The 19,227-nt window shown below is 64.9% G+C and carries 28 protein-coding genes; 23 read left to right on the top strand and 5 right to left on the bottom strand.

Annotated features, from left to right (window positions below; all coding sequences use genetic code 11):
* Positions 1-17 precede the first annotated feature (17 nt).
* On the bottom strand, positions 18-482 hold the full coding sequence (locus FHS07_RS15990) for a sigma factor (RefSeq protein ID WP_183420890.1): 465 nt from the start codon (positions 480-482) through the stop codon (positions 18-20).
* A 131-nt stretch (positions 483-613) separates the two neighbouring features.
* Between FHS07_RS15990 and FHS07_RS15985 the strand changes: the two genes are divergently transcribed.
* The 3 genes from FHS07_RS15985 to FHS07_RS15975 all read left to right on the top strand — a co-directional run bounded on the left by FHS07_RS15985 (position 614) and on the right by FHS07_RS15975 (position 1,674).
* The gene (locus tag FHS07_RS15985; RefSeq protein ID WP_183420889.1) at positions 614-955 is read left to right on the top strand and encodes a DUF7882 family protein; all 342 of its coding nucleotides are present in this window, start codon (positions 614-616) and stop codon (positions 953-955) included.
* A 154-nt stretch (positions 956-1,109) separates the two neighbouring features.
* Positions 1,110-1,424, top strand: a complete 315-nt coding sequence (locus FHS07_RS15980) for a hypothetical protein (RefSeq protein WP_183420888.1) — start codon at positions 1,110-1,112, stop codon at positions 1,422-1,424.
* Positions 1,425-1,455: 31 nt separating this feature from the next.
* The gene (locus tag FHS07_RS15975; RefSeq protein WP_183420895.1) at positions 1,456-1,674 is read left to right on the top strand and encodes a hypothetical protein; all 219 of its coding nucleotides are present in this window, start codon (positions 1,456-1,458) and stop codon (positions 1,672-1,674) included.
* Between the two features lie 586 nt (positions 1,675-2,260).
* Here the strand turns inward: FHS07_RS15975 and FHS07_RS15970 are convergent.
* Positions 2,261-2,413, bottom strand: coding sequence for a hypothetical protein (locus FHS07_RS15970; protein ID WP_183420887.1), 153 nt, complete (start codon positions 2,411-2,413; stop codon positions 2,261-2,263).
* A gap of 90 nt (positions 2,414-2,503) precedes the next feature.
* Between FHS07_RS15970 and FHS07_RS15965 the strand changes: the two genes are divergently transcribed.
* From FHS07_RS15965 to FHS07_RS15945, 5 genes are all read left to right on the top strand, one after another.
* Complete coding sequence (locus FHS07_RS15965; protein ID WP_108317194.1) at positions 2,504-3,055, top strand: hypothetical protein; 552 nt, start codon at positions 2,504-2,506, stop codon at positions 3,053-3,055.
* A gap of 77 nt (positions 3,056-3,132) precedes the next feature.
* A complete protein-coding gene (locus tag FHS07_RS15960; protein WP_246383730.1) occupies positions 3,133-3,666 on the top strand; it encodes an RES family NAD+ phosphorylase in 534 nt (177 codons plus the stop codon).
* Positions 3,667-3,864: 198 nt separating this feature from the next.
* Positions 3,865-4,404 (top strand): hypothetical protein, encoded by a 540-nt coding sequence (locus FHS07_RS15955; RefSeq protein WP_183420885.1) that lies wholly within the window; start codon positions 3,865-3,867, stop codon positions 4,402-4,404.
* A gap of 330 nt (positions 4,405-4,734) precedes the next feature.
* The gene (locus tag FHS07_RS15950) at positions 4,735-4,977 is read left to right on the top strand and encodes a hypothetical protein (protein WP_183420884.1); all 243 of its coding nucleotides are present in this window, start codon (positions 4,735-4,737) and stop codon (positions 4,975-4,977) included.
* A gap of 540 nt (positions 4,978-5,517) precedes the next feature.
* The gene (locus FHS07_RS15945) at positions 5,518-7,473 is read left to right on the top strand and encodes a hypothetical protein (protein ID WP_183420883.1); all 1,956 of its coding nucleotides are present in this window, start codon (positions 5,518-5,520) and stop codon (positions 7,471-7,473) included.
* A gap of 209 nt (positions 7,474-7,682) precedes the next feature.
* On the opposite strand, the gene FHS07_RS15940 is transcribed toward FHS07_RS15945, so the two are convergent.
* Together FHS07_RS15940 and FHS07_RS15935 are read right to left on the bottom strand one after the other, a co-directional pair.
* Positions 7,683-8,357 carry a hypothetical protein gene (locus FHS07_RS15940; protein ID WP_183420882.1) on the bottom strand — a complete coding sequence of 225 codons (675 nt, stop codon included), beginning with the start codon at positions 8,355-8,357 and terminating at the stop codon, positions 7,683-7,685.
* Positions 8,357-9,040 carry a ParA family protein gene (locus FHS07_RS15935; RefSeq protein WP_183420881.1) on the bottom strand — a complete coding sequence of 228 codons (684 nt, stop codon included), beginning with the start codon at positions 9,038-9,040 and terminating at the stop codon, positions 8,357-8,359. Before FHS07_RS15935 ends, FHS07_RS15940 begins: the two co-directional genes overlap by 1 nt.
* Before the next feature lie 747 nt (positions 9,041-9,787).
* Between FHS07_RS15935 and FHS07_RS15930 the strand changes: the two genes are divergently transcribed.
* Genes FHS07_RS15930 through FHS07_RS15915 form a run of 5 tightly spaced genes read left to right on the top strand, consistent with a single transcriptional unit; the run spans position 9,788 to position 11,500 of the window.
* Positions 9,788-10,321, top strand: coding sequence for a ParA family protein (locus FHS07_RS15930; RefSeq protein WP_221189605.1), 534 nt, complete (start codon positions 9,788-9,790; stop codon positions 10,319-10,321).
* Positions 10,300-10,434, top strand: a complete 135-nt coding sequence (locus tag FHS07_RS16735) for a hypothetical protein (RefSeq protein ID WP_281369437.1) — start codon at positions 10,300-10,302, stop codon at positions 10,432-10,434. The genes FHS07_RS15930 and FHS07_RS16735 overlap by 22 nt, the downstream gene beginning before the upstream one ends.
* Positions 10,435-10,444: 10 nt before the next feature.
* Positions 10,445-10,822 carry a ParB family protein gene (locus FHS07_RS15925; protein ID WP_076677875.1) on the top strand — a complete coding sequence of 126 codons (378 nt, stop codon included), beginning with the start codon at positions 10,445-10,447 and terminating at the stop codon, positions 10,820-10,822.
* A gap of 1 nt (position 10,823) precedes the next feature.
* Entirely contained in the window at positions 10,824-11,339 is a 516-nt protein-coding gene (locus FHS07_RS15920) for a hypothetical protein (RefSeq protein ID WP_183420880.1), read from the top strand.
* Complete coding sequence (locus FHS07_RS15915) at positions 11,336-11,500, top strand: hypothetical protein (RefSeq protein WP_183420879.1); 165 nt, start codon at positions 11,336-11,338, stop codon at positions 11,498-11,500. The genes FHS07_RS15920 and FHS07_RS15915 overlap by 4 nt, the downstream gene beginning before the upstream one ends.
* Positions 11,501-12,016: 516 nt before the next feature.
* Here the strand turns inward: FHS07_RS15915 and FHS07_RS15910 are convergent.
* Complete coding sequence (locus tag FHS07_RS15910; RefSeq protein ID WP_076677871.1) at positions 12,017-12,265, bottom strand: hypothetical protein; 249 nt, start codon at positions 12,263-12,265, stop codon at positions 12,017-12,019.
* A gap of 77 nt (positions 12,266-12,342) precedes the next feature.
* Between FHS07_RS15910 and FHS07_RS15905 the strand changes: the two genes are divergently transcribed.
* From FHS07_RS15905 to FHS07_RS15860, 10 genes are all read left to right on the top strand, one after another.
* Complete coding sequence (locus FHS07_RS15905; RefSeq protein WP_083709110.1) at positions 12,343-12,585, top strand: DUF305 domain-containing protein; 243 nt, start codon at positions 12,343-12,345, stop codon at positions 12,583-12,585.
* A gap of 263 nt (positions 12,586-12,848) precedes the next feature.
* Positions 12,849-13,229: an ArsR/SmtB family transcription factor gene (locus tag FHS07_RS15900; protein WP_083709113.1), complete on the top strand. Its 381-nt coding sequence runs from the start codon at positions 12,849-12,851 to the stop codon at positions 13,227-13,229.
* A complete protein-coding gene (locus tag FHS07_RS15895; RefSeq protein WP_076677867.1) occupies positions 13,229-14,170 on the top strand; it encodes a cation diffusion facilitator family transporter in 942 nt (313 codons plus the stop codon). The genes FHS07_RS15900 and FHS07_RS15895 overlap by 1 nt, the downstream gene beginning before the upstream one ends.
* A 111-nt stretch (positions 14,171-14,281) precedes the next feature.
* Positions 14,282-14,716, top strand: coding sequence for a hypothetical protein (locus tag FHS07_RS15890; protein WP_076677865.1), 435 nt, complete (start codon positions 14,282-14,284; stop codon positions 14,714-14,716).
* Positions 14,717-14,795: 79 nt separating this feature from the next.
* A complete protein-coding gene (locus tag FHS07_RS15885) occupies positions 14,796-15,464 on the top strand; it encodes a DsbA family protein (RefSeq protein ID WP_183420878.1) in 669 nt (222 codons plus the stop codon).
* Positions 15,464-16,465 carry a flavin-containing monooxygenase gene (locus FHS07_RS15880; protein WP_076677860.1) on the top strand — a complete coding sequence of 334 codons (1,002 nt, stop codon included), beginning with the start codon at positions 15,464-15,466 and terminating at the stop codon, positions 16,463-16,465. The genes FHS07_RS15885 and FHS07_RS15880 overlap by 1 nt, the downstream gene beginning before the upstream one ends.
* Positions 16,466-16,888: 423 nt before the next feature.
* Positions 16,889-17,431, top strand: coding sequence for a signal peptidase II (locus FHS07_RS15875; RefSeq protein WP_083709109.1), 543 nt, complete (start codon positions 16,889-16,891; stop codon positions 17,429-17,431).
* Entirely contained in the window at positions 17,428-17,760 is a 333-nt protein-coding gene (locus FHS07_RS15870) for a DUF6804 family protein (protein ID WP_076677858.1), read from the top strand. Before FHS07_RS15875 ends, FHS07_RS15870 begins: the two co-directional genes overlap by 4 nt.
* Positions 17,757-18,344: a TlpA family protein disulfide reductase gene (locus FHS07_RS15865; RefSeq protein WP_076677856.1), complete on the top strand. Its 588-nt coding sequence runs from the start codon at positions 17,757-17,759 to the stop codon at positions 18,342-18,344. Before FHS07_RS15870 ends, FHS07_RS15865 begins: the two co-directional genes overlap by 4 nt.
* On the top strand, positions 18,341-19,108 hold the full coding sequence (locus tag FHS07_RS15860) for a cytochrome c biogenesis CcdA family protein (RefSeq protein ID WP_076677854.1): 768 nt from the start codon (positions 18,341-18,343) through the stop codon (positions 19,106-19,108). Before FHS07_RS15865 ends, FHS07_RS15860 begins: the two co-directional genes overlap by 4 nt.
* The last annotated feature ends 119 nt before the right edge of the window (positions 19,109-19,227 follow it).

The raw sequence follows: 19,227 nt of genomic DNA, 5'->3' as shown, positions 1-19,227 counted from the left end.
TGATCAGCTCCCACGCCTCATCTGTGATGACATCTCGCGACACGCTTCAAGGATCGCCCCGCCCCTGCGGAACAGGATTTAGCAACGCGCCCTAGGGCGCGAAGCTGTGCGTTGCGGACAGCCTGTGTCTCCGGCTGCCCTGCGGTTGCGGGTGCCGCCTCGGAGACGGCGAGCTCGAGGTCAGCGGGGCGCTTGCGTAGCAGCGCGTATGCCTGTCGCGTGCAGATGCGGACGAGCCAGGCGCGGACCGCGGAGCCGTCGCGGAGGTTCGCCATCTCTCGCCACGCGATGACGAAGGAATCTTGCACGACGTCGTCCGCCTCGGTCGCGCTTCCCACGATGCGGGTGATGAGCACGCGCAGGAGGGGCGAGTGACGGCGCACCAGAACAGCAAAGGCCGCGGTGTCACCGGCGACGCATCGAGCCACGAGGGTCTCGTCTGCGGAGGCCAGCAACGCTGCGCTGACGCGGTCTGAGGTCACCGCCCAACTTTGTCACACCTTTTTTGTGACGATATGGCTGGTGGCGTGCTCTTACTTGTAGAGCAACCCAGATTGCTCCCGCGGCACGGCCGCAACCTTGACGCGACCTCTACTGCACCAGAAGGACTTCAATGGGCCAGCTGTTCTACGGCACTGACCACCAGCCCCTCCACATGGACGACCGGCTTCTCAACTACCTGCAGGTCGTCATCGCGACCAAGATGCGGCGTGGGGAATCGTTCACGATGACCTGGACCCCCGCGGCTGGGGCGGACACCGGCCGCGTCACCCTGTGGCTGCAGCCAGCGATCCAAATGCGCTTCTCTTATGACACAGTCGAGCCGCACCGCCTCAACCCTCTCTACCTCAAGTTCCTCGCCAACCAGGCGAACTCCTCCGGAGGTGTCATGCTGAGCGCCACGCACTGGGAAGAGCAGGAGCGAGCGCACGGCGAAATGGCCACCAAGCGATGACCCCTCCCCACCGCCGCCCGTCGTCGACCGCCCGGTCACGCCACACGAAACCTCGCCCGGTTCCTAGCCGACCACCCCTGGGATCGACTTGGGCCGGGACGGCCGAGAAGGCACCAAGTCTCACTCAGCGACCGGCTGGCTCAGGGTTCGTCTCGTGAGCACTTCAGACGCAGACGCCGCGAAGACGGCGAAGGACCACACGAACCGCGCGACCGACGCGTTGCGACGCGACAACGGGTCCTGCACGGGTCAGGGTGACAATCGCGGGGCAGCGGAGAAAGTGGGCGACACAGTCTCGCTGGCTGTCGACGCCACGTCAGAGCCAGCGACAAACGCCATCGACATAGTGCTCGCAGCAACCACGCGAGCAGGCATCACCATCCGCCGAAACCTGCGACGGACCATCCTCACCACCGGGGCAGTCGCTCTTGCAATCGCTGCCGCGATGGCGCTCCTCCGGCGCCGTTGAGATCCCGCACCACCAACAAGGAACAAGACTCATGACCTCCAACACCAGCGACTCATCCCAGCTCTCCTCCAACCCTGACGCCTTCGAAGGGGCTGGCGTCGAGGTGCCCACCTCAGAAAGCGGCACTGAGAAGTCTGGCGGCCTCGGCAGCGACGGCACCATCCCGCCCCACCCGAACGGAATCGCCGCAGGACACTCCGACACCGCCTCTAATTTCAACCCCGAAGAGGACGAGGACGCGGACGTCTGATCGCACGGTCAGGCCCCACGGGAACGATGCGGCCGACTTGGACGTCAATTCTCTGCATCATTCTGTGGTCCGCAGTTATCGTCTTCGGGGTCCTCGGCGTCGCACTACTCGCGGCCAGGGCGTTCGTCGGTGTGGCTGCGGTCCTCTTTGCTCTCATCCTCATACCACCCGCCCACGTCACAACTCGACGAATGGAAGAGGTTTTATGTGAGTAGTAGGCCCGGAGAGTCTTTGAATGACGGGCTCGATGTTCGCAAACTGACATAACGTAGATTACCGGCGTTTGCTCGGTACCGTCTTGCCGCAAAAACTGCCGGGTGTGAGCGGTCCTCACGGTCCGACGCCACCGCGCATGTGGGTACGCATGAGTATCGACCAGACGACGTTTTCCCGCACTCGGCAGTCCTACGAGCTCGTGCGGATCATCACGGTCAACGAGCCGGTGTCCGTGCTGCGCGTTACCGTCCGGGTAGACGCCTAAGCTGAGCAGTCGCGCGCCCTCGTCGAGCGGTTCAACGGAACGCGCTGGAGCGAGGTGGTGACGCGACCCGGCTCTGCTTTTCACAACGCGATGCCGTCTTACGCCTCACGTGATGACGACACCCACCGGCATGCCGCCCGCGAGATCGCCGAGCCGCTCATCGACCTCGCCGCCCGGATCATCGCGGAGGCACAGCGTCTGACCGCGGCGCTCCCGACGCTTGCCGGTGGTCGCTTCTCCCCCTCCGTTGGGTGTCATGGTGTACCGGCACTCGCCTATTGGGGTGGTAGACATGGTCGACATACACGCGCATACTTGAGTGGTAGACATGGTACACATGGAGGAACGATGACTACTCTCGCACCCGAAGACCCGCAGCGGCGACAGGAAGAGCAGGCCGCGAACCTGCTGAAGGACCTGTTCGGCAGCAAGATCGACGCGCTCGTGCGCGGCGGCGTGAAGGTCAGCGTGATCACCAAGCCCGAGACCGTCATCCAGGACATTGTCGACCGCCTCGGTGTGACGAAGAGCCCCTGGGCAGACATCGTCGGTCCCTGCTACACCAGCGGCAGCCTCCAGCGCGAGCTCGGCGTCGAACGCGGCGCGGTTTCTCGTGCCGTGAAGGAGTTTCGCGCACTCCGGCTCCCGACCGCCGATGGCCGCAACCTCTACCCCGCCTTCCAGGTCCGCAACCGACAGCTCGTGCCGGGCTTGAAAGAGGTGCTCACCGTGTTGCAGTCCGGCATCGACGACCCCTGGACGTGGGCGCAGTGGCTCAACACTCCCCTGGCGGACGAGAACGGCGAGGACCAGCCGCGCGCCATCGACCTCCTCGCCAACGGGGATCTGGAGACCGTGCTCGTCGAGGCGCGCCACGACGCAGCGGCCTGGGCCGCGTGACCGCCTCGCAGAGCGCCCCGCCGGCCGGGGTAGTCCTCAGCGCGTTTCCGGAGGCCACCCTGGCCGCGGGCGCTCCGATGTACCGCTCCCACGGAACAGCGCACGGAGCCTGGTACTACGACAATGGCGTGGAGGGGCGGTTCAACCTGCACGGCGCCCGTGGGACCTGCTGCACCGCACTAAGCGTGGACACGGCGGTGCGAGAGAGGATCCGTGGTCGAGTGTCGCGGAAAGGCGTGGTGTCGCGCGCCCTCGCTGACTCCTTCGTCGTCTCCGTCGTCAGCGCGCCCACCGAACACCGATGCGCTGCGGTGAACGACGTCGCCGCAGCCGAGCACGGCATCGTGCGCGAGCTGACGACCATGTCGGACTACTCGATCCCGCAAGCGTGGGCGCAGGCGTTCGAGGACGCAGGCTACGACGGCGTCCTCTATGGCTCGGCATTCACCACGGGAAGCCCCGACGCCTACGCGCTCTTCGGCGACGCCGGCGCACCGAGCGCACATGCCGGGCACACCGCGACTCGCCATCTGAGCGGCGAAGACGCGTGCCGGGCGCTCGGCTGGACCGTCGCGAACACCCCGGTCACCGGAGGTATGAACATCGTCTGACGGGGTGCGGCCCGACACTCGCTGCGGCGCCGCCATACCGGCATTCGGATGGGTGCGAGCTGGTATCCGCGGGTATTTGGTGAGGTTCGACCCGACGTTGAAGGTTGGAAGCTACTCCCCTGTCGCGGCATACTGAGTTGACAAAGTTGACACCCCCGCTCCAGCGTACGGGTTGACGGAGTTGACGGGGAGGGTTCGGTGTCGAGCGACCAAGACGAACACCAACGGGAGAACGCGGCCACCGACGAGCTCCTCGAGGCTATACGCGCCCGGCTCGAGCGCCTCATTCGCGACGGGGCGAAGGTCAGCGCGCTGGGCTCCCCCGACACCGTAGCCGCCGACATCGTCGCCCGCCTCGGCCTCGTCAAGAACCCATGGGCGGACATTGTCGGCCCGTGCTACTCGAGCGGTGGGCTTCAGAAAGAGCTCGGCGTCGGGCGTGCCGCCCTCTCCAAAGCCGTCCGTGAGCGCCGCGCCCTCCGCCTCGACACTTCCGACCAGCGCACGCTCTACCCCGCCTTCCAGGTGCGCAACGGCGCGCTGGTGCCGGGTCTGAGCGAAGTATTGCCCATCCTCGGGGAGGGCGTCGACGACCCGTGGACATGGGCGCAGTGGCTCAACACGCCCCTCCGCGGCGGGGACGGAGTGGAGCGGCGACACATCGACCGCCTCGCCGCTGGAGAAGTCGCCGGCGTTGTAGCGGCCGCGAGGCGTGACGCCGCGTCGTGGGGCTCGTAAGCGGCGGACGGAACTGAGCGCAACGCGGGCGCGCCCGGCCGGCGGCGGCGTTAACGCAACGCGGGCGGAGTGCGAGAGGGTGACAGGAGCGCCCCCGCTCCCCCGGCGGGCTGCGCTTGCGGATTTCGGCGCCAATGGTCCCCTCGTGGCAATGCCACGACCCCCGGCATATAGCCCTCAAGCGGGCAGATTTCCTAGGCACCTACGTTTCGACACGCCGAACGGCAATCGTAGGTGCCTAAGAAATCACGGGGCATGCTTGGACACATGGGACGACCAAGCAAAGGCGAACGTGACCAGATCACGGCGAAGCCCGCTAAGCCACTCGGCATGGTCATTCGCGCGAACGCGGACCTGCTGCACATGAGCTACGGCGACTACCTCGTTCATCTCGCGGCGCACCAGCTCGGTATGCCCGAGCTTGCACCCCAGCCCGGAGTGACCGGCGACATGCTCGAAGAGCTGCTCGTCGAACCATTCCCCCAAGTCGATCAGGTCGCGCCGGTGTCGCCGCTCGCCCTGGTACGCCCATCCTCGAGGGAGCTGCCGACGCAGACGCAGATCGCCAGCTAACGAAAAGGAGCCCCGTCAGACGACGGGGCCCCTCGATGTAGTTCGCCAGACCTTAGCGACCAAACCAGAGTCTGGAACCCACCCGAGCTTCCTCAGGAGGTGCTCTCATGCTAACCGAAACCCCGCGCGGCGGGGTGGATTCGCGTACCAACGTCGGCGTGTCACGCGAACATCCCCTCAGCATGGCCCGGTCGAGCATCACTCCCGGCCCCTCACAGGCGACTCCGGCGGATCGAGGCCACATGCCTCTCCCCCACCGCGCTACGGCGTGCACCCAGACCGGTCTCACCAATGGGGCCCGCACTTTCGGCTCGGCGTCCCGCCGGCCGTCCCCCACCGTGATGGAAGGAGCTCGTCATGTGACGCGCCCGTAAATGACATCAGGCCCTCCGCGCTATTGGCGTAGCGCGTGGGCCTGGAGTCAAGAGCTTCACTCACTCCAACCGAAGGTTTGGCGACTGGGAGTCGGAGAGAGCAGGTATTCGATTGCAACCCCTTGGCGAGGGGCGTTTGTCGTACCTCCGAGGAGGTGATGTCGCCATGGTAATCCCCATCCGGGGGCGCGCACGAGCATTGACGCTCGTCGACCCCACCGGCGTGTCGCCCTACTCCCTTGACGAGGTGTGGGCGATTACCCGCCGCCTCTCCCCCAGGGATGACGTCCGCGCGGCTGCCCGAGCCGCCAGCGGCGAGGTACTCAACGCCTACGACAAGCTCTGGCCCCTCAACGAGGCGCCGCCGTCGACGACGTGGGCGATGTTCCTGGCCGACGATGACCTTCGCTTCCGTTACCTCTGCTTCGACTTCGATGCATCCGTCGGGGACGCCGCGAGCGATGCAGACCGTTTCACGTACTGGCTCGAGCAGCTCAATGTCCCCCATCTGCTGTGCCTGTCCGGTCCTACCGGCGGACGCCACGTCTGGGTCCACCTCGACGTGCCCGCTGACGCTGACGCCGTCCGCGACATCGCCTACCTGACCAGGAGCCTGTTCCCCTCTCTTGACCTCGCGCCGCTGACGAACCCCAAAGCGGGCTGCGTCCGCCCGCCCTACGCTCCCCACCGCGCCGGTGGGCACTCGGCGCCGGTGGGTGACCTGGCTGCGATTACCGACCACGCGGCCGACGAAGACGTCCCCGGCCAGCTGCATGCGCTGCTTGTCGACCTCGGCGCGGAATTGCCCGCCCCGTCCACCGAGGACCTGCACAACGTCGTCCGTGATGATGCCGGAAGGCCCCGGATCCGCGGCCGCCGTCGGCCCCTGTCGATGGCCATGGACCTGGTGCTGCACAGCGAAGCCGGTCCCGACGCGTCGCACACGCTGGTGCGGATCCTCGCGGCCGCCGCACACGCCCGCTGGAGCTATCAGGACCTTCGCGAGCAGGTACACAGTTCCCTGGGCCTCGAACACGCCCGCACGCGGCGCGTCGGTGCCACACGCCAGCGGCGGAGCGAACACCAGATCGACAAGGTGCTGACCGCTGCATGGGAGTACGCCGTCCGCTTCGTAGCCGCTCACCCACTCAGCGCTTCGGGCGACGATGAGGATTACCGCCAGCGCACCGCGAGCGTTGCCGCCGCCGTGCAACGCGCCCTCACACGCGCTGACGCCCTCCCCGGTATGTGGGCGACACACAACAGTCGGGTCGAAGGCTCCCACGCGCAGCGCGTCGTCCTGGACGCCATCTGCCTGTACATGCTGCAGAGCTCCCAGCACACCGTCGAAGCCGACGTACGCCGGCTCAGCGCCGACACCGGCTACGGGCGCACCACCGTCTCCCGTGCCCTCCGCGCCCTTACCGGGGAAGACGGCGCAGGCGGCTGGCTCGCCGTCGTGACGGAGGCCGAAGGAGTGCACGCAAAGCGCTACCGACTCGACACCCGGTTTTCCACAGAGGAGTCAGTACAAGAGCGGACACAAGCGCATATGCGCGCCATCGCCAACGCCGTCCCGCTCTCCCAAGCCCTCATCAGAGAGATCAGCACCCGGCTGGAACTGTTCGCACACGACGTCTTCACCGCACCCCGCAGCATGGGCAGGAACGCGGGACTGATCTACAAGCACACGCCGGCAGAGGGCAGCGCCACCTTCGCCGAGCTCGTCCATCGAACAGGGCTGGATGCCGACGTCGTCCGACGCCGCGTCGACGATTTGAGCGCGTCGGGTCTAATCGAGAGGACCCCTGGAGGATGGCGACGCCTCTCCCCCACCGCTCGTGACTTCGTCGCCCGCGGACGCGGTGTTGACGGCTACCTGGAGCAGCGTCGCGCCAGATACGACGAGGAACGCCTTGTGTGGGCATGGTGGCGTGCTGAGGTTACCTGGATGGAACGACGCGCGAAACACCGGAGAGGGAAGAAGTCCTACTCAAATGAGTCCGACCGGCCCGACTATGCTGCGTACCCCCGAGGGCCCACCAAGCGACGAGACCACAGGAAGGCTCGTGAGCTGGTCCGTGCCGGCTACCTCGAGCAGGGACTAGCCCTGGCGGCCTGATACGACGAAGGACCGGTTGGAGTCGTGGCCGCGGTGGACTGTTGCCGTGCTGCAGATTCCGTAGGTGGGCTCGATTGACAGAGCCAAGTCGAGGCCTCAGGCCGCCCCCTCGAACGTCTCAGGCGCTGCGATGGTCTGGGATGCGGCGAGGTCGGTCCTGAGCGCCAGGTAGGAGTTCTCCCCGAGGCCCGGACGCAGGGCCGTGCACGTCAGTCCTGGGCGGGGAGGTACGTGTCGAGTGCAACGATGACCAGGAATGTGCGCGAAGGCGCTGCGAACTCCTCGACCAGTCCGTCGAGCACCTCAAGACCGCCGGCGCTCATCCGGATTGTCCGCCGTTCGGTCTCCTCGTCGCGCGAGATTCTCTGCCGTGTCGGCTTTGCAAACAGTGAAACTCGAGCCGGCTCGTCATGACGACCGAGCTTCTTGTCGATCAGCTCCTGCAGCCGGGGGTAGGCCACCTCGACGGCCGTCATCACGGTCAGCACAAAGCTCATCTTTGTCTGCGTGTGATGAGCGTTGAGACGGGCGTTCAGAGACTTCGGCAGCTCAAGGGCGAGACCCTTCACCGACTCCCCCGCCACGTTGTCCGGAGTCGTCGACGGCCTAGCCGGCGCGCGGCGCGGCTCCGCGGGCGCCGGGCGCCGACGGGACACCTGCTTCTGTGCCGGTGTCGCCTCGTTGCCAGCTGCTTCGTCCGTCGCGACAGCCGAAGGTTCGGCGGGTTGCGTCAGCTCGACAGCGGGCGCCGAGCTATCCGGTTGGGCTTCTGTGACAGGCGGCTCAACCAAGTCCTCAACTGCCACGAGGTGCGCCTGCGCGGTGACATCCTGCGCACGCTTCGCAGAGTTCTTCAACCGCGCGGTCAGATCCATCTTTGCCATCAGTTGGCCTTCGCTTCCTCGTACCACTGCGCCGTGAGCTCGAGCGCGACCGCCGTGTAATCGAAGATCGCGTTCTGGTTCGCTCGGGTATCCGTGTACTGGGTGACGACCTTGCCCTCCATCGGCATGTCCTCCACCGTCGACGACAGACGGATGTGGTGGTTGAACCGTGGTACACCGATGCGGTCGGCGACGAACTCTCCCTCGTCGATGGCCTGCTTCCACCCGTCCAGACGCTTCTGTCCGCGGCGGGTGTCGACCTTGTTCAGCAGGAGCTTGTAAGGCACTCCCCTAGGGATGACGAACTCGTTCAACGTCCGAGTTATCGCCGGGAAGTCCAGTGTGGACGTCGTGATCGGGAGGATAGCGAAGTCAGCCAGGTCGAGCACGGCCCCCAGGACATCCTCGTCCCTCAGCGAGCCGGGGGTATCGACGATGATCGCGTCGTACTCGTTCAGGCTCTTCAGGTGACGGAGTGCCTCGGGGTCCGTCGACGGCGAGGTATCGAACGGGAGCTCGTTTTCAACGTCATCCGCCGTCTCCGCCCAGAACATCGTCGAACCCTGCGGGTCCACATCCATGACGAGGATCTTGCTGTGCTTCGACATGGCCGCGGCGAGATTCATCGACACCGACGTCTTGCCGATGCCGCCCTTCTGCCCGCACACTGCGATGACTTTCACGAGACCACTCCCCTGCTTGTTCTGTAACTGTTACGCCGGCGATGCGAAACACAGACGTTGGGTCAACAGTGCACCCGCCTATGTGTCGCGGCGGTGTTAGCGAACCCGAACGCCAACGTAGTGGCACAACAAGATGAGTACGTTTGCGACACGCCGCTGCCGCGATGTTTGGTGTACGTAACAGTTACGAAACATTAGCATTACCCGCATATACCCTAACGCCGTCCCGAAGATACATAAACATCGACCTTCAAATAGCTGTTGCCGAGGCGTTGCTCTGTTCCAGCGCAACCTGGACATCGAAGTGATGCATAGGTCTTGTTTCTTGAATACAACCCAACTCCAACAGTTAAACAAGACATATTTAACATGAGCGTCTGGTCAACATGGTTGTGCCGCTCATGTTGGCGTCGATGAACGTCTGTGTAGACGCGATGTTACGCAACAGTTGTTCAATTGTCGCCTAACATCGAAACCCGCTCGCCGGCATTGGGATAGCGGTGGAAAACAAGCGACCAGCGCCATATCGAGCCGCCCTCGGCGCCCTTCGCGACCTTGGCCTGAGCGACTCCAGCACGCTCTACGACATTGGAGCCCGCTGGACGGAGCTGGACATCACGTTGCGGGTGGAGGGGGAGTGGAAGGGACGGTACATCCCGATCGATCTCGGCCTCGACCTCCACCACGACTTGGAGAGCTGGTCACCACCGAGACCGGCGGACTACCGTTACAGGGAAGGTGCCCCAGATGACTCTTCGCATCCTCGCCGTCGTCGGGCAGAAGGGCGGCGTCGGTAAGACGACGACCGTCATGAACCTCGCCGCAGTGCTGTCAGATCATGCCCGCGTGCTCGTCGTCGACGTCGACCCGCAGCGCAGCGCGACCGATTGGGCGGAGGCGGGAGGGGACAATGTGCCCTTCGACTTCGCTACCGAGTCAGACCCCCAAGTCCTCGCCGGTCTACGGCGCACCAACGAGTACGACGTGATCGTCGTCGACACCCCGGGAAGCTTGCGGGACACCGACGTTCTCGGCGCGGTCCTCGACAACAGCGATTTCGTCATCCTGCCCATGGAACCCGCGACCATGAGCGTGAAGCCCGCAGTTCGCGTCATTCGCCAGCTGATCGAGCCGCGGAACCTGCCCTACCGAGTCCTGGTGAGCCGTGTGAAGCGCGATCCTTGCGCAAAGACGACGCCCTCGAACTCCTCGACGAGATGCACCTCCCACGCTTCCGCAGCGTCATCCGCGAATACGTCATGCACACGGACGCACCGCTGACCGGGGAAGTGGTCACCACCTACCCCCGCAGCCGAGCCACCGCCAACGCCATCGACGACTACAAAGACCTCGCCCTGGAGCTCACGAGCCTCTGGGCCAACGGAAAGAGATAGGGGATCTCCCATGGCACGCAAAACCCTCTCCTCCCTCGTCGGGCGCCTCGAGGACGATCAGCCCGCTGAGACCCCACAGCCGGCGCCCGCCGCCGCCCCCGTGGAGAAGACCGCCGAGGCGGCGCCCGCGGCCGAGGCGCCCGCGCCGAAGAAGCGCACCAAGTACCCGCCGAAGGTGTCGTTCTACCAGGAGCTTGAAGACACCGACCGCATCCGCGGTGCGATCCTTCACACGTTCGCGCAAGAAGGGTTCCGCAACCTCTCGCAATTCCTCAACGCTGCCGCGATGAAAGAGGTCGAGCGCCTCGAGGCCAAGTACAACGACGGCAAGCCGTTCCCGCCCGTCAAGGCCCGCGAACTGCCCCAGGGGCGTCCAATGGGGGTATGACGTGAGCGTTCGAGCGCGGCGCGGCTGGGCGCTGGCCGGGATCATCCTCGCAAGCGGGGGTGTCGGGTACGGCCTTCGCAGCGCCTTCCCGCCCTACCCAGCGCTGACCACACCCGTTGTCATCGACGAAGCTCTCTGGCGCGCGATTCTGAGCGGGCCCCCGATGGCCGGCGTCTTCGCTGTCATCGCCGCCGTCATCGCCTTCACTCCCGCCATCCGCTCAACCAAAATCGCCCGCGAGAACGCCGCGCGCGAACAGTGGTGGAACCGCGCGCAATGGGCCCTAGGGCTGGCCGCATCCGATGACCAGGAAGATCGCGAGGTTGCAAACGACGCCCTCCAGGCCCTGCTCGAGGACGCGACCCCCACCGAAGGCAAGATGATCTACCGCACGATCAAGAACCTTCAACGCCCAGCCGCCGTAGACACGCCCGCAATCGCGACGGAAAATAGACCGAGAAGGAAGGTGATCAGATGGCTCGGCATTCCCGCTCGTCCTTCACCGGACGCTTCGTGACATCGCACAAGGGCAGCCTCCAGCGCCGCATCGCGGCAGGCGAGGCCGACCCGATCAGCGATCGCGAGCGCGAGCGCGCACAGCTTCAAGAGATCCGCCAGACCTACATCCGCAGATTCGGCGTCGACCCCGAGGCCCAGACGGTCTCCAAGACCGCCTGACACGCGCTGAGAAGGGACCGTGCCCACGGGGCCGGTCCCTTCCTTCGTTCTCGAGCATCACCACATCAGCTGCTCGCACCGGATACATGCCGATCTTGCGCAAGGGAGAGCACGGTCCAGGGTGCGGCAACGCCGCATCGCGTCGCGACGCGCAGCGCCCTTGACGGTGATCGACCGCGTGCCACGATCCCAGCATCCGGGGGAGGGGTGAATCACTTTCCGGACTCGCTCCCGGGGGCGCGCCCGAAGATGACTTACGGTCCATCTAGACATTTGTCTCATGGAGTCCGTCTTCGTTCTCAAAGGAGAAACGTCATGCCCCGACAGAGTCCGCAACCGCGGCCTTCCCTGATAGGTGAGCGTCCCGCCAGTTCCGACAACGCCCCTCACGCGGGGAGCTCGCCCCGTCGCCGGTCAACGCTGGCTGGTGGGAGCATTTTCGATCCCCCGTTTATGCCAACGGTACACGGGGACATTCCTGTGGCCGAAGGTGATGAGGGCCGAGCGCGATAGTCCTCACTTCCGGTTGCTCGTCGAGGGACCGGTGTGCTTGACGTACTCCGCCCAGGTGCATTCCACTGCGAGCTTCATCCCGTCCTCGGGAAAATAGCCGATTAGTTGCCGCTGAGCCGGATCGTCGTGGAACGTCACCGAGCGCAGCAGCTTCCGCCCCTGCACCTCGACCACGCGCACAATCGCGATTCGTCTGCTGCGGTCGAAGACGAGCCACACCCCCGGCTCGGGGGAGCGCTGCAGCTGAGACATCGGAGACCAAACCTGTACCACGCGCGGCCCTCACGCCCCGTTGACGGTCATGAGCCGTTGATCCCGCCACCGGCAGCATGGACCACGGCGGCGGCATGATGAGCGAAGACGACATGCAATCGCTCAAGCAGGCCACCGGAACCGACGCCGCCCGGCTGTTCCTCCAGCAGATGATCGAGCACCACCGCGGTGCCATCGACATGGCCCTGGAAGAAGCGACCAACGGCCAGAACAGCGACGCCGTCGCACTCGCCAACACCATCATCGAGGCGCAGACCTCCGAGATCGCCACGATGGAGGAGCTTCTCGCCACTCTCTGATCCCGCCCGGGGTGGGGCGCGGAAAGCCCACCGCGCCCCACCACCTGATCAGACGAAACGCACCCTGTGGCGCGACTACAACTACCACCGCGCGCCGGTCTCCGGCCCCGCGCCTTGTCCTTCACCACCCTCACCGCAATCGTCGCGCTTGCTCTGTGGGCGAGCATTCGGGTGGCCCACTGATCCGGCGAGAATGAGCATGGTTCCCAGTTGGATGCAGACGTGACGGACACGGCATTTGACGATATCATCGCTATGTGGCGATGAATAAAGAGGGTGGTCTACTCGATCCTGACGCGACCGCTGTGTACGCGCACCTATTCGACGCGCTTGGGGACCCCACGCGATTGGCGGTTCTCCAGCATCTGGCGTCCGGCGAGCATCGCGTCCGGGATCTCGTCCAGCACCTCGGATTGGCGCAATCAACCGTAAGTAAGCACCTCAGCTTCCTGCGGGACTGCCGACTAGTCACTGTTCGCTCGGAGGGTCGGGCTTCCTGGTTCGATCTTGCGCAACCTGTGGCGACTGCGGCTCTCATTAACGCCGCCGAACTCCTGCTGAGAGACACCGGCACGCGTGTCACGCTATGCGCTCACCTTCATCAGCCTGGTGAAGACTTCGCCCTTGGAACGGACGCGGCCTGATGGGCGCCGGTCACACGCACGCACCGTCTACCGGCGCGGCCGGGCATCCGACCGACCATCGGGCGCGTCTCTGGATTGCGTTTGCAATCACCGCGGCAATCGCCGTGACTCAAGCGGTTGGATCCTTCTTTACCGGCAGTCTTGCCCTCCTCACGGACACGGCCCACGCACTCACTGACGCATCCGGACTTCTCGTTGCACTCATCGCCGCGACGCTGGTGCTGCGGCCGGCTAGTGCGCGACGCACGTGGGGGTTCCGTCGCATCGAAGTTATCGCTGCCTTCGGGCAAGCGGCTCTGTTGATGGCGGTAGGGGGTTACACAGCCATCGAGGGGGTACGCCGGCTCTTCGAGCCCCCGGAGGTGCCAGCTGCGGAACTGCTGGGTTTTGGAGTCGTTGGGTTAGTCGCGAACGTCATCGCCATCTTCGTGCTGTCTTCCAGTCGCGGAGCTAACTTCAACATGCGGGCAGCGTATCTGGAAGTGCTGAATGACGCGCTGGGATCACTGGGGGTTATCGTCGCGGCTGTCGTCATCTGGACGACGGGTTTCTTTCAAGCGGACGCCATCGCCGGTCTTTTCATCGCCGCTCTCATCGTGCCGCGTGCGTTCAAGTTGCTACGCGAGACGTCGTCGGTGTTGATGGAGTTCACCCCCGACGGTTTGGACTTGGACGATGTGAGATCTCACATTCTCCAACTCGACCACGTCATAGACGTCCATGACCTACACGCCTCGACAGTCGCCACCGGCCTGCCGACAATCAGCGCGCATGTCGTGGTTGAAGACGAATGCTTCACGGACGGACACGCAGCCGCTGTCCTCAAGGACGTCAGAGCATGTGTGGCTCAACACTTCGAGGTGTCCGTGCTGCACTCCACCTTCCAGATTGAGACAGCCGACCTGCAAGATTCGGAACCCGGGGATGTCCGTCACGCTTAATCGCGGGCGCCGAACCGCTCGAACGGGCGTGTTCGCAGCCCGATCGCATATCGGCACACCGTCGGCCGTTCCCAGCCATTCGCCCAGAACCTCTCCGTACACTGGCTGCTGATGTATACCGACGCTCACGCCCGGCGCTCAGCGCTGGCGAAAGAGCACGGAGCGATAACGCGACTCATTACCATCATCGCCCTCGGGGCCCTCCTGCTGCTCGGAGTCGTGGCCCTCAACCATGGCGACAACGCCCCGGTAAGCGGTGTGGTCGCGACGGCATCTGACACTGCGCCGCACGACCCGGCCGCACCCGTCGCTACCTCTATCGTCGAGGCGAGCGTGTACGACGTATCGCCCGGAATGGCGCTGTGCGTTCTCGGCGTCGTCTGCGGATTCGTGCTGTACCTCGTTGTTCATCTCCTGGTGCGCCGCGGACCGGCTGGGATCACACTCGTCTGGCGCGCCCTCCCGCCGTCTTTGATCCACCCGGTGTCCGGCAGGCCTGAGGGCCACGCCCTCACAATCGCGCAACTGGGTATCTCTAGAACCTGACATCGGCACGTCGCCCCCGCGGCGACACTCATCCCGGGCAACCCGGGCTTTTCTTGTGCCGTCAAGTGTTGGAGTACCCATGAAAATCAACTGGAAGGCGACGGTCATTACCGCCGCCGTCGCCGTCGCGGTCGTCGCGGGGGCTGTCATCTATGTCCTAGTCGATCAGAACAACACCCGCGTTGCCGCCGAGGAACGGGGAGGAGGGTCGATAGCGGTTGTTAGAGACGACTCCCACGTCCTCGACGACGCCGGCGACGGCGCCATCACCATCGTGGAGTTCTTGGACTTCGAGTGCGAAGCCTGCGGCGCCTACTACCCCGTCGTCGAAGAGCTTCGTGTGAAGTATGAGGGACAGATCAACTACGTCGTTCGCTACTTCCCCCTTCCCGGCCACATCAACTCCGAAAACTCAGCGGTCGCTGCGGAGGCCGCGGCAGCCCAGGGACGCTTCGAAGACATGTACAACCGTCTCTTTGAGACGCAAGCACAGTGGGGGGAGTCTCAGCAAAGCCAAGCGGAGCTGTTCCGCTCGTACGCGACCGAGTTGGGCTTGGGTATGACGGCCTACGACGAAGCTGTCGCCGACCCTGCCACTCTCGAGCGCGTTCGATCCGACCTCGACGACGGACGCGCCCTCGGCGTGGACCGAACCCCTACGTTCTTCGTCGACGGCGAACCTCTTGTCATTGAACGATGGAACGACCTTGAAAGTGCCATCACCACCCGCTTGGACGGCACCCCCTAGTGGCGGGCCTGTCACACCGACGAGTCATCATCGTGGGCGCAGGGCAGGCTGGATTGGCAACTGCAGCGGCACTGATCGCTCGCGGCATGGAACCGCAGCGTGACTTCGTGGTCATCGACAGTTCCGCGCGGGGACAACGCACGTGGAGTGCGCGCTGGCCTTCTATGCGGTTGCTCAGCAATGCTGAGCACTCCAGCTTCCCCCGCAGACCACTGGAGGGTGACCCGTATCGGTACCCCACCCCGGGAGACATCGAAGGCTATCTACACAGATTCGAAGCGGAGCTCGGGGTAAACCCCGTCTGGGGTGTCCAGGCCCTCGCCGTGACTCGCCACGGCAACGGCCCAACCCTGCTCTTGAGCACCACGGTTGGCGAAGTGCAGACCCGCAACGTCGTGTGCGCTACCGGCGCCGCAGCACGTCCCCGATTTCCGAAATGGGCCGCGGACGCCGAAGTCGAAGGAGTACAGATGCACACCAACGCCTACAGAACACCCGAGCAGATTCCGCGAGGCCGGGTACTTATTGTCGGCGGTGGTATCGCCGGGACGGAAGTTGCTTCCGACCTCGCGAAGTCGCACGACGTCACTCTGGCGGTCCGCACCCGACGGGCTGAAGCGCATCCGCGGCAATTCCCCACCCAGCCGCGCGTCTCACCGTGGCGGCGCGTGAAGATCGCCCCAGAACCCCTCTACGACGCCCTCCGAGATAAAGGCGTCTCCATTCGAGCCGAGACGATTGGGGTGGACGGGGCCAAGTTCGCCTTCGCGGATGGCTACCGGCAGGCCTACCAGTCAGTCGTGTTCGCCACCGGGTACGAAGCGGGCGACGAGTGGTTGCCCACGCAGCCGCAGCTTCAGCGACGCATCCCCACCGCGACGACGCTACCCGGTCTGTTCGTTGCCGGAATCCCCGTGCACAGCCAGGCCAGAGCTAACACCCTTCCCGGGGTATGGACGGACGCGGCTCGTATTGCCCGATTCATCTACGCCCGACCTTGAAAAGACCAATGAGATTCTTCCTCGTATCCAGACCTCGCCATCGCGCAACGCAGGTCACGGTGACGCTGTGCGCCACTGTCGCTCTTAGCGCCGCCCTCATCGTTGCAGGACCCGCCGCGCCGACCTTTGCTGTCGTGGCCCCGGCGCTGAGCTCGGCCATGGATGTCAGCTTCACCACTGCGCCTCTGAGCGTCGAACGTTCAGGAACCACCGTAACGAGCTCCGAGACTCCATCACCTGGGCACCAGACCCATCCTCATTCCACGGCCACCCCACGCGCGGACGGTCGAGGAGTGCCCACCGGCGGTGGCGAGGTCGCTCCCGTGCTGGGAGTCTCCGCGGTGGCGATGATTCTCGGCGGAGCGCTGGTCACGCTTCTGGTCACAGCGCGGCGAACCCGCCACCTCCGGAAGGGCCAAGAAGGTGACCGCTGAGAAGACGCGGCCGTTCGCCGTCGCCTGCATGGTGGCAGCGGCCGCGGTGTTGATAGACCAGTTCAGTAAAGCCATCGCCCTGACTGCGCTTGCCGACGGGAGACGGGTGCCCATTATTGGGGACGCATTCGGTCTGCAACTCGCCTTCAACCCCGGCGCGGTGCTGGGAACGGGCTCGGGCATGACCTGGGTTCTCACCTTGATAGGCGTGGCAGCCGTTGCCGGGCTTTTCGTCCTGGCGGCCCGCGCGCGAACGGTGGGATGGGCGGGTGGTGTGGGGCTATTCCTCGGTGGAGCTGTCGGCAACCTCATCGACCGTTTCATGTCGCCGCCAGGATTCGCAATCGGCCACGTCACCGACTTCCTTGCATACGGGCGTCTGTTCATCGGCAACTTGGCAGACGTCTTCCTCGCCGCTGGAGCGATAGCGGTTGCAGTGATGCTGATGCTCCGCCAACGCGCCCACAGTGGCACCAAGGTCGCGCCTGCCACACCACCCACGTTCGGGGTTCCCCCGGAGGACAAGCAATGAAAAAGACCAAGACGCCATCTCGGTATCAACGAAACGCCCTCGCCCCCGGTCTGATCGCCGCAGCCGCCCTGTTCGTGGCGCCAGCGCTGCTGGACAGCGGCTGGTTCACGCTTGTGCGCTTCATCGTGGCAATCTTGGCGCTCATCGTCGCCTCGTTCGCCTACCAGGAGCGGCAGCTGTGGTGGGTGCCGGTGTTTGCTGTGATCGCGGTGGCATGGAACCCGGTGCTCCCCATCCCCGCTGAAGGTGTTGTCTGGACCGCGGCGCAACCCGCAGCCGCAGTCGTCTTCCTTGTCGCGGGAGCCATCATCAAGAGGGAGCGGGCATGAATCGCAAACTCCTCGCCCTCGGCACGGCGCTCATCATCGTCGGCGTGATGAGCGGTTGCACCGCCACGACCCAAACAACGGACGCCGGCGCGGGCGCATCGTTCTCCGATGGGAATTTCCAAGTGGCCGAGATTGCCCCGTCGGACAGAGGCGAACCCGTTCAGTTCGAAGGCGTCATCGAAACCGGTGAAACCGTCACCAGCGACGACTACCGAGGTGAGGTGCTCGTGGTGAACTTCTGGTACGCCGCCTGCGGACCGTGCATCGTCGAGGCTCCCATGCTCGAGGAGGTCTTTCTGCGCTTCCAGAACGAGGAAGTCGACTTCCTCGGAGTGAACACCTACGACCAAGCTGAGACAGCACTCTCTTTCGCGCGCGAGAACAACGTCACCTATCCCAGCGTCATCGACGTCAATGACGGTCAGGTGAAACTCGCCTTCGCGCAACTCACCCCGATCCAGGCCACACCCACAACGCTCGTAATGGACCGCCAGGGTCGCCTCGCCGCCCGCATCATCGGCCAACTTCCCAGCGCGTCCATCCTGTCCACCATCGTCGCGGACACGCTGGCGGAGAGACCATGAGCGCCGGGGCGCTCGTCGTCGACGGCGCACTCTGGCTTGCCATCCCCCTCGCCCTGGTCGCCGGTCTCATCTCCTTCCTATCGCCCTGTGTCCTACCGCTGGTGCCCGGCTACCTCGGGTACCTCGGCGGTGTGGCCGCCCCTCCCACCTCCACAACCGGAGGAGACGGTGCGACGACGGTCACCACACGCCCGCGGCTCGTAGCAGGCGTCCTGCTCTTCATCGCCGGATTTACTGTGGTCTTCGTCGCCGTGACCGTCTTGGGGGGATTCTTCGGGGTGGCGCTCTCGCGCTACGCCGATCTCCTTACCCGCGTCTTCGGCATTGTGAACATCGTCCTGGGGCTGGTCTTCACAGGCGCAATCCGGCTTGGACAGCGTGGCATGCGTCCGACCCTCCGTCGTCGAGCCGGGCTCGTCGGCGCTCCGCTTCTCGGGTTCTCACTTGGTGTCGGCTGGACACCGTGCATTGGCCCCACACTCGCAGCAATCCTGTCCGTGTCGTGGAACCTTGGTGACCCCGCCCGAGCCGGGCTCCTCGGTCTGTCTTACTCACTCGGCCTCGGAGTGCCCTTCCTCGTACTGGCGCTCGGATGGGGGTGGGCTGCGCGGTCCGTCACAGTCCTCCGCACTCACATCCGCACACTCAACCTCATCGGAGGCGCCGTGCTCATCCTGCTCGGGCTGCTCATGGTGACGGGCGTGTGGACCTCGCTCATGTCACTTCTGCAACAGGTGGTAATCAATGTCCCCCTCCCGCTCTGATACCCGCCACGTCGATTCAGACCCGCGGCGGCCGGCGGACCATCCTGACGGGGCCCCGAACGATCAAGACGGCCCACAGGTAAAGCTGGATGGCAAAGGGTGGCTCCGCTGGACATGGC

The organism is Microbacterium proteolyticum (genome assembly GCF_014192415.1).
GTDB lineage: Bacteria > Actinomycetota > Actinomycetes > Actinomycetales > Microbacteriaceae > Microbacterium > Microbacterium proteolyticum.
This window is presented reverse-complemented; position numbering and strand designations above follow the sequence as displayed.

What these genes read in the sequence shown, in the direction of transcription:
- FHS07_RS15930 (WP_221189605.1), top strand. Translation starts at nt 9,788, where the DNA reads ATGACTCTTCGCATCCTCGCCGTCGTCGGGCAGAAGGGCGGCGTCGGT.
- FHS07_RS15885 (WP_183420878.1), top strand. Translation starts at nt 14,796, where the DNA reads ATGAAAATCAACTGGAAGGCGACGGTCATTACCGCCGCCGTCGCCGTC.
- FHS07_RS15865 (WP_076677856.1), top strand. Translation starts at nt 17,757, where the DNA reads ATGAATCGCAAACTCCTCGCCCTCGGCACGGCGCTCATCATCGTCGGC.
- FHS07_RS16735 (WP_281369437.1), top strand. Translation starts at nt 10,300, where the DNA reads ATGCACACGGACGCACCGCTGACCGGGGAAGTGGTCACCACCTACCCC.
- FHS07_RS15960 (WP_246383730.1), top strand. Translation starts at nt 3,133, where the DNA reads ATGTACCGCTCCCACGGAACAGCGCACGGAGCCTGGTACTACGACAAT.
- FHS07_RS15940 (WP_183420882.1), bottom strand. Translation starts at nt 8,357, where the DNA reads ATGGCAAAGATGGATCTGACCGCGCGGTTGAAGAACTCTGCGAAGCGT.
- FHS07_RS15905 (WP_083709110.1), top strand. Translation starts at nt 12,343, where the DNA reads ATGGACCACGGCGGCGGCATGATGAGCGAAGACGACATGCAATCGCTC.
- FHS07_RS15985 (WP_183420889.1), top strand. Translation starts at nt 614, where the DNA reads ATGGGCCAGCTGTTCTACGGCACTGACCACCAGCCCCTCCACATGGAC.
- FHS07_RS15965 (WP_108317194.1), top strand. Translation starts at nt 2,504, where the DNA reads ATGACTACTCTCGCACCCGAAGACCCGCAGCGGCGACAGGAAGAGCAG.
- FHS07_RS15950 (WP_183420884.1), top strand. Translation starts at nt 4,735, where the DNA reads ATGGTCATTCGCGCGAACGCGGACCTGCTGCACATGAGCTACGGCGAC.
- FHS07_RS15895 (WP_076677867.1), top strand. Translation starts at nt 13,229, where the DNA reads ATGGGCGCCGGTCACACGCACGCACCGTCTACCGGCGCGGCCGGGCAT.
- FHS07_RS15870 (WP_076677858.1), top strand. Translation starts at nt 17,428, where the DNA reads ATGAAAAAGACCAAGACGCCATCTCGGTATCAACGAAACGCCCTCGCC.
- FHS07_RS15975 (WP_183420895.1), top strand. Translation starts at nt 1,456, where the DNA reads ATGACCTCCAACACCAGCGACTCATCCCAGCTCTCCTCCAACCCTGAC.
- FHS07_RS15890 (WP_076677865.1), top strand. Translation starts at nt 14,282, where the DNA reads ATGTATACCGACGCTCACGCCCGGCGCTCAGCGCTGGCGAAAGAGCAC.
- FHS07_RS15910 (WP_076677871.1), bottom strand. Translation starts at nt 12,265, where the DNA reads ATGTCTCAGCTGCAGCGCTCCCCCGAGCCGGGGGTGTGGCTCGTCTTC.
- FHS07_RS15860 (WP_076677854.1), top strand. Translation starts at nt 18,341, where the DNA reads ATGAGCGCCGGGGCGCTCGTCGTCGACGGCGCACTCTGGCTTGCCATC.
- FHS07_RS15970 (WP_183420887.1), bottom strand. Translation starts at nt 2,413, where the DNA reads ATGACACCCAACGGAGGGGGAGAAGCGACCACCGGCAAGCGTCGGGAG.
- FHS07_RS15925 (WP_076677875.1), top strand. Translation starts at nt 10,445, where the DNA reads ATGGCACGCAAAACCCTCTCCTCCCTCGTCGGGCGCCTCGAGGACGAT.
- FHS07_RS15900 (WP_083709113.1), top strand. Translation starts at nt 12,849, where the DNA reads ATGAATAAAGAGGGTGGTCTACTCGATCCTGACGCGACCGCTGTGTAC.
- FHS07_RS15945 (WP_183420883.1), top strand. Translation starts at nt 5,518, where the DNA reads ATGGTAATCCCCATCCGGGGGCGCGCACGAGCATTGACGCTCGTCGAC.